Origin of the sequence: Bacillus cereus group sp. Bce019 (genome assembly GCF_051781745.1) — a bacterium.
GTDB classification, from domain to species: Bacteria; Bacillota; Bacilli; order Bacillales; family Bacillaceae_G; genus Bacillus_A; species Bacillus_A cereus.
Genome location: NZ_JBPWJX010000122.1, coordinates 1 through 273, shown reverse-complemented (window position 1 = coordinate 273; position 273 = coordinate 1). Strand labels below are relative to the sequence as shown.

The window sequence follows — 273 nt, the reverse complement described above, 5'->3', positions numbered from 1 at the left end:
CTTGATTCCTGCTAGCGGCAATTACTTGAAAATAGTTGGAGATGTCTTTTTGCGACTGATGCAAATGGCTATTCCTATCTTGATCTTAGGGCAAATTGTCCAAGCAGTTGGCAGTATTAATCCAAAAGAATTAACGAGCCTTGGGGGTAGAACAATCGCTGTTTTCGGGATTTCCTCCTTAGCTGCCGCTTTATGGGGCGTCCTAATGGCAGTCATTTTTAATCCAGGATACGGTGTTAAAATGACTGGCTTCCAAGATGCTTCTATTAAAGC

At 42.5% G+C, this 273-nt stretch carries 1 protein-coding gene; it reads left to right on the top strand.

Annotation, left to right across the window (positions count from 1 at the left end; genetic code table 11):
• Positions 1 to 58: 58 nt before the first annotated feature.
• Positions 59 to 273, top strand: a 215-nt coding sequence (locus ACS2QP_RS27710; protein WP_438883056.1) for a cation:dicarboxylate symporter family transporter, incomplete at its 3' end; no start/stop codon positions are given.